Origin of the sequence: Lentilactobacillus sp. (genome assembly GCF_040773105.1) — a bacterium.
Lineage (GTDB): Bacteria > Bacillota > Bacilli > Lactobacillales > Lactobacillaceae > Lentilactobacillus > Lentilactobacillus parabuchneri.
In genome coordinates this window covers 1-5,149 of sequence record NZ_JAXGWW010000145.1, presented here as the reverse complement: position 1 = coordinate 5,149, position 5,149 = coordinate 1, and the positions used below count along the sequence as shown (strand labels likewise).

The following is a 5,149-nucleotide window of genomic DNA, read 5'->3' as shown; positions in this document are numbered from 1 at the left end:
GAAAGCTTTATCATTGGCATCATGATTGATCATACCCATTCAAGATTTGGAAAGAGCCGTCCCTTTTTCTTGTGGTATTCCGTTCCGTATGTGGCGTTTGCAATTTTAACCTTTGTGACGCCCAATTTTTCCTATGGCGGCAAACTTATTTGGGCATACGTGACCTACCTTGGATTAGGGTTTCTGTATACCGCCGTTAATTTGCCGATCACGTCGATTTTACCAACGATGTCTCAGAATACCCGCGAATTGACTTTACTCGGAGTTATCCGCCAATTCTTTGGTAGTTCCGTTCAAATTGTCGTTGCCGTCTTCACCTTGCCGCTGGTCTGGTTGTTCGGTCATGGTAACCAGCAGAAAGGCTTTTTGGGGACGATCATCGTTTTTGGTGCGATCTCACTAGTGCTAATCCTTAACACCTTTATTCACGTTCGAGAGCGGTTTTCAAATCCACACATTGCCCACCAGCCGGTCAAAGTCGTGTTAACGATGCTGCGGCATAATCAGCCGTGGATTGTAATGTCGATTGTGATTTTTATGTATTGGCTGGTAACGGCGATTAAAAACCAGACGACCATTTATTACTTCAAATATACCCTTGGCAATGAGGGCCTGGTTCCCTGGGCAAACGGGTTTACCTTAGCTGCCCTAATTGGGGTTTTGATGATTATTCGTCTAACGGATCATCAAAGCAAAAAGAAAACCATGCTTCACGGGATCTTAATTGCACTCGCCGGACAGGGGATTATTGCGGTTGGGGTTTATGGCAAATGGCTGTGGGTCTTATTTGGCGGTGTCTTTATCAATTCAATTGGGAACGGCATTATCATCGGCCTGGTTTCAATTATGATTGCCGATACCATTCGTTACGGTGCCAGCATGGGAATTCAAGCGGAAGGAATCTTGGCTTCCACGGATGATTTTGGCGTTAATTTTGGTCTTGGAATGGGTGGCTTGGTTACTGCCGGTCTGTTTCATTTGTCGGGCTACGTCGCCAATCATTCCCAAAATGCCGCAACTTTAGTGATGATTAATTGGAACTATGTCTGGATTCCACTGGTTATTTACGCAGCGATGTACGTTGTTTTAAATTTGTACGATGAGCAGCGAATATTAGATGCCGTTGAAAAATAGCTTTGGATAAAGTTGATAATCGACTTTACCCAAAGCTATTTTAGTCTGGCTTATTTCTTTTGATCGATCAGAACCGTCCCCTTCGCTGGGTTTTGATCAATTGCACCCACAATTTCGTGCGGCGCGTACAATTCCTCGAGATAATGGATATCCTCGGAGGTTAACTTGACTGATAAAGCAGCGACGGCGTCATCCAAGTGACGAACCTTGGTTGAGCCAATAATTGGAGAAGCGACGCCTTTTGACCATTGCCAAGCCAGCGCAATTTGACTCATGGAGACGTGATACTTATCGGCTAAGTCGCTGACCCGATTAATTATCTGCAGATCGTTTTCTTCTGCACGATCATATTTACCCATGGCAACGCGATCGGTTTTACTACGCAGCGTACCAGACTGCCAGTTCTTATGACTGAGGTGGCCAGCTGCAAGGGGACTGTACGGCATCAAAGAAACGTTTAGCTGCTGACAGATTGGAATTAATTCCCGTTCATCTTCCCGATACAGCAGGTTATAGTGGTTTTCCATCGCTTGAAACATCGCCCAACCGTTATCCTTGGCAACTTGCTGCATGTTCATGAATTGGTAGCCATACATTGCTGAAGCGCCAATTGCTCGGACCTTTCCGGATTGGACAAGATCATTTAATGCTGACATGGTTTCTTCAATGGGCGTTTCGTAGTCAAACCGATGGATGATGTATAAATCGAGATAATCTGTTTGAAGGCGCTTGAGGGAACCTTCAATTTCTCGATGAATTGCCTGACTAGAAAGTCGGCCAGGATTAAAATACACTTTTGAAGAAATCACAACCTGATCACGAGGAATCCCATTTTCTTTCAAGGCCATGCCAAGATATTCTTCACTGGTTCCCTTGGAATAGACATTTGCGGTATCAAAAAAATTAATTCCCTGATCCAATGCGTGGTCAATGACGTGCTTGCTGTCGTCGTAGTTCAACGACCAATCATGCATAGTCCCCGGTTGACCGAAACTCATGGCGCCGACACAAATCTTTGAAACGTTGATATCCGTATTTCCTAATCGAACGTATTGCATAACACACACTCCCCTTCATAGCTGTTCCTACATATGTTTCTACACCAGAAATCCTACACCTTGAAGTAAACTTCAAGTCAAGCTGTAAATGATGTCCATTGAAAAAAAGGCGTTCAATGTACAAAAGCACAATGAACGCCGATTTTAGTTAACTCACTTATTATTCCTTGGCCCCCGCCAATTCAAATAACTGGGCCATCTTGGCCGACCCGTCGGCGTGGAAGCTAAAGGCGACTTCACTGTAAGTTGCCCAGTTGTTTAATTCAGTATCTCTGTGTTCGGCGTCACAGGTTAATAATTCGTTGCTGGCGGTTTGAGCGGTCTTTTTATAAGAAACGTAGCCGTTGGAATTATAAATGATGGTTGCGCCCTGGCCCGAATTATAAGTGGAAATCCCGTAAGAAGTGAAATAAGTTGGTAAGACGGCCATCACTTCTGCGTAACCACTGTTTGATGAATTGTACGATTGACCGTTTGGCCGCACGTGGCTGAGTTTGGTCCAGAGTTCTTTTGAACGAACAATCGCTTTGGTTTTGAGGGATGCGCGATGCTTGAATGCTTTTAGTCCCTTAGTTACCCGGTATGCGTTAATCTGTTTGAGATATTGTTTTTCAACTTTGCGTGCCAACGTCGATTCCTTTATGTACTTCACCGTCAGCGAACTTGGCATGCTTTGATAGGTGTAGTTTTGCTGAACCTTGTGGGGAACGTAGCCTTTGATGGTCTTGACGTAACCAGATTGTGTGTTTGGATAGCCGCTTGTCGTGTAGGTGTAGGTTGTCCCAAAGGCATTGATCCCATTTGAAACACGGGTGTAGGTGATTGGTGCCCGAAGTTGTTGGCCGGTTGTGGAGACATAGTTGACCGTCATCGTTTTAGCGGCCTCCACGGTGTTTCCCAGGACGCCCGCACCGACTAGACTAAGGCCCACGCCGAGTATTGTTAATAATTGATTTCTTAATTTCATCTATATTCCCCCAATACGGATCTGAAATTGTTAAGAATTTCTTAAGTGTTTGCAATTTCATTATAGCAAATTATTCCGTAGGGGTTCATTAAAATTAAAACTATTTGTTTGTTTTTCGTGTTTGAATCCGTTCGATTGCCCGCGCCACATGGGTAACGATCGTCCTTAAGGCAAGTCCAATCCAGATGACAATTAGAAAATATTTTGGCGTGAAGTAGGCAAAGACGAGGTAGATGACGCTGATTCCCAGCATCACTTCTGAGGCAAGATATTCCTCACGGTCATGAGCAGTCATTTTCATACCGTCTTCTTCTCCAATGTCGACAACTTCATGGAACATGACCGCTTGAGTGAAATTGACCAAAATAATGACAACTGAATAAGCCATTGAGGGCATGCGCTCCATAAAAGCGTCATTCAGCCAACCGGTCGCGAACGGCGTTAAGCTAATGAAAACCAAGTAGTAAATGTTGGTAATTGTCAGAAGCGGTGTGGTTCGCTTGATGCCGCTCAGTAATTCTTGGTGGTAGACCCAATACTCTGAAACAATTCCAAAACTAATGAAATAAATCAGTAAGTGTTTGATCAAATCAATCATCGGTCCCCGTGCCGTGCTGACAGGTGACTTGATATCCAGTACCATGATGGTCAAAACAACGGCAAATACCCCATCCGAGATGCCAATTAAACGTGATTTCGAATAATGAAACATCGCATTCATTTCCCCTCATATCAATTGTGCCCCTGCACTTATGGTTTTATTTTACCGCTGTTGGATTGATCGGGGTAGGAAAAGAATGGGATGTGGCGTGGCCCCACTCATCCACAACAGATGGCTCGGCTGGCTTTTAAAGTTGATATCAGCAAAAAAGCATTTGGTTATGTAGATTGCTGACAACATAGCCAAATGCTCTAAATGATTTTTAGTATTCTTCTTTAATTTCAAAATTTGATTGGGTTTGAACGTCTTCGGGTTTATTCAAAATAATATCTTTATTATTTTGTTGAGGGACAACGTCTTTTCGATAAAACAGCAAAACGATCAAACTACACAAAATTCCAACGACCGCAATTGCAACGTCAAACCACATGATATTAACAACGCTTGTCTTAGAAATCAGGGCGGTTACAACGGGGATAGAGAATGAAGCAAGACCACTAGCTGTATAGTAAATTCCTGTGATTCGGCCTTTGGCTGTCGGGAATAAATCACCCATTAAAGTTAGCCCAATTTGCATTACGCCACCTGCTGCAGTACATCCGATAACAAATGATGCGAGGTTCATAACTAAATCATTGGTAAATAAAACAATTGTTAGCAATGCTATAAAAGAAAAGGTCGTATCAAAAAGCATAAACCAGGTAGGCTTAATCACGCGTTCGACTAAAATAGCAGTCGTGACAACTCCAACAATTGACCCAACACTGTAGATTCTTTCAAGCATGCGAGCATGGTTCATATCCAACACAACATTCATTCCATATTGGGTTAACCACTGGCTGACGAGATAAAACGTGGCCATTGAAATGTAGCCAAAAATTGTTAAGACAACTCCGAGGAATAAACGTTTCGGAGTAAGAACGGATGGAGCTGTTGCCACTTTTTTGGCTTCCTTTTTGGCTTTTGGTTTGAAGAAAGTTTTTGGGAACTTTCGATTATGAACGAATACGAAGTTGACAATTAACGCACTTGCGCAGAACAAAAACGACCATCCATACCAGACGTGAAAATGTTCCAATGTTGCAACTAAAATGGGAAGTATTAACTCGCCAATCGATGCAAATGCTTTAATCATAATATTCGCGGAGGCTTGGTTATTTGGGAACAGTTCCATCAATGCCGGGTAGGTTCCTGAATCTAAAAATGAGTTGGCCATCCCTGCGAGAATTCCAAAACAATATGCTTCAATCATTGATTGAGAAAAGATAATGCCAATAAAGAAAGCTGTATAGGTGAGAATTCCAAGACGGACAAATAGTTTACGTCCAT

At 43.0% G+C, this 5,149-nt stretch carries 5 protein-coding genes; 1 reads left to right on the top strand and 4 read right to left on the bottom strand.

The window, feature by feature from the left end; translation table 11 throughout:
• Positions 1–1,134: MFS transporter (locus tag AB3112_RS07975; protein ID WP_367334247.1), on the top strand; the 1,134-nt coding region annotated here is incomplete at its 5' end.
• Positions 1,135–1,184: 50 nt separating this feature from the next.
• Here AB3112_RS07975 and AB3112_RS07970 read toward each other — a convergent pair.
• The 4 genes from AB3112_RS07970 to AB3112_RS07955 form a co-directional block, all read right to left on the bottom strand.
• Positions 1,185–2,192, bottom strand: a complete 1,008-nt coding sequence (locus tag AB3112_RS07970; RefSeq protein ID WP_084973156.1) for an aldo/keto reductase — start codon at positions 2,190–2,192, stop codon at positions 1,185–1,187.
• Positions 2,193–2,352: 160 nt separating this feature from the next.
• On the bottom strand, positions 2,353–3,159 hold the full coding sequence (locus tag AB3112_RS07965; protein WP_084973154.1) for a hypothetical protein: 807 nt from the start codon (positions 3,157–3,159) through the stop codon (positions 2,353–2,355).
• Between the two features lie 100 nt (positions 3,160–3,259).
• Positions 3,260–3,871, bottom strand: a complete 612-nt coding sequence (locus tag AB3112_RS07960) for a TMEM175 family protein (RefSeq protein WP_084973152.1) — start codon at positions 3,869–3,871, stop codon at positions 3,260–3,262.
• A gap of 211 nt (positions 3,872–4,082) precedes the next feature.
• Positions 4,083–5,149, bottom strand: a 1,067-nt coding sequence (locus tag AB3112_RS07955) for an MFS transporter (RefSeq protein WP_367334246.1), incomplete at its 5' end; no start/stop codon positions are given.

Coding starts and splice junctions, on each gene's coding strand:
- AB3112_RS07960 (WP_084973152.1), bottom strand. CDS start 3,871: ATGTTTCATTATTCGAAATCACGTTTAATTGGCATCTCGGATGGGGTA.
- AB3112_RS07970 (WP_084973156.1), bottom strand. CDS start 2,192: ATGCAATACGTTCGATTAGGAAATACGGATATCAACGTTTCAAAGATT.
- AB3112_RS07965 (WP_084973154.1), bottom strand. CDS start 3,159: ATGAAATTAAGAAATCAATTATTAACAATACTCGGCGTGGGCCTTAGT.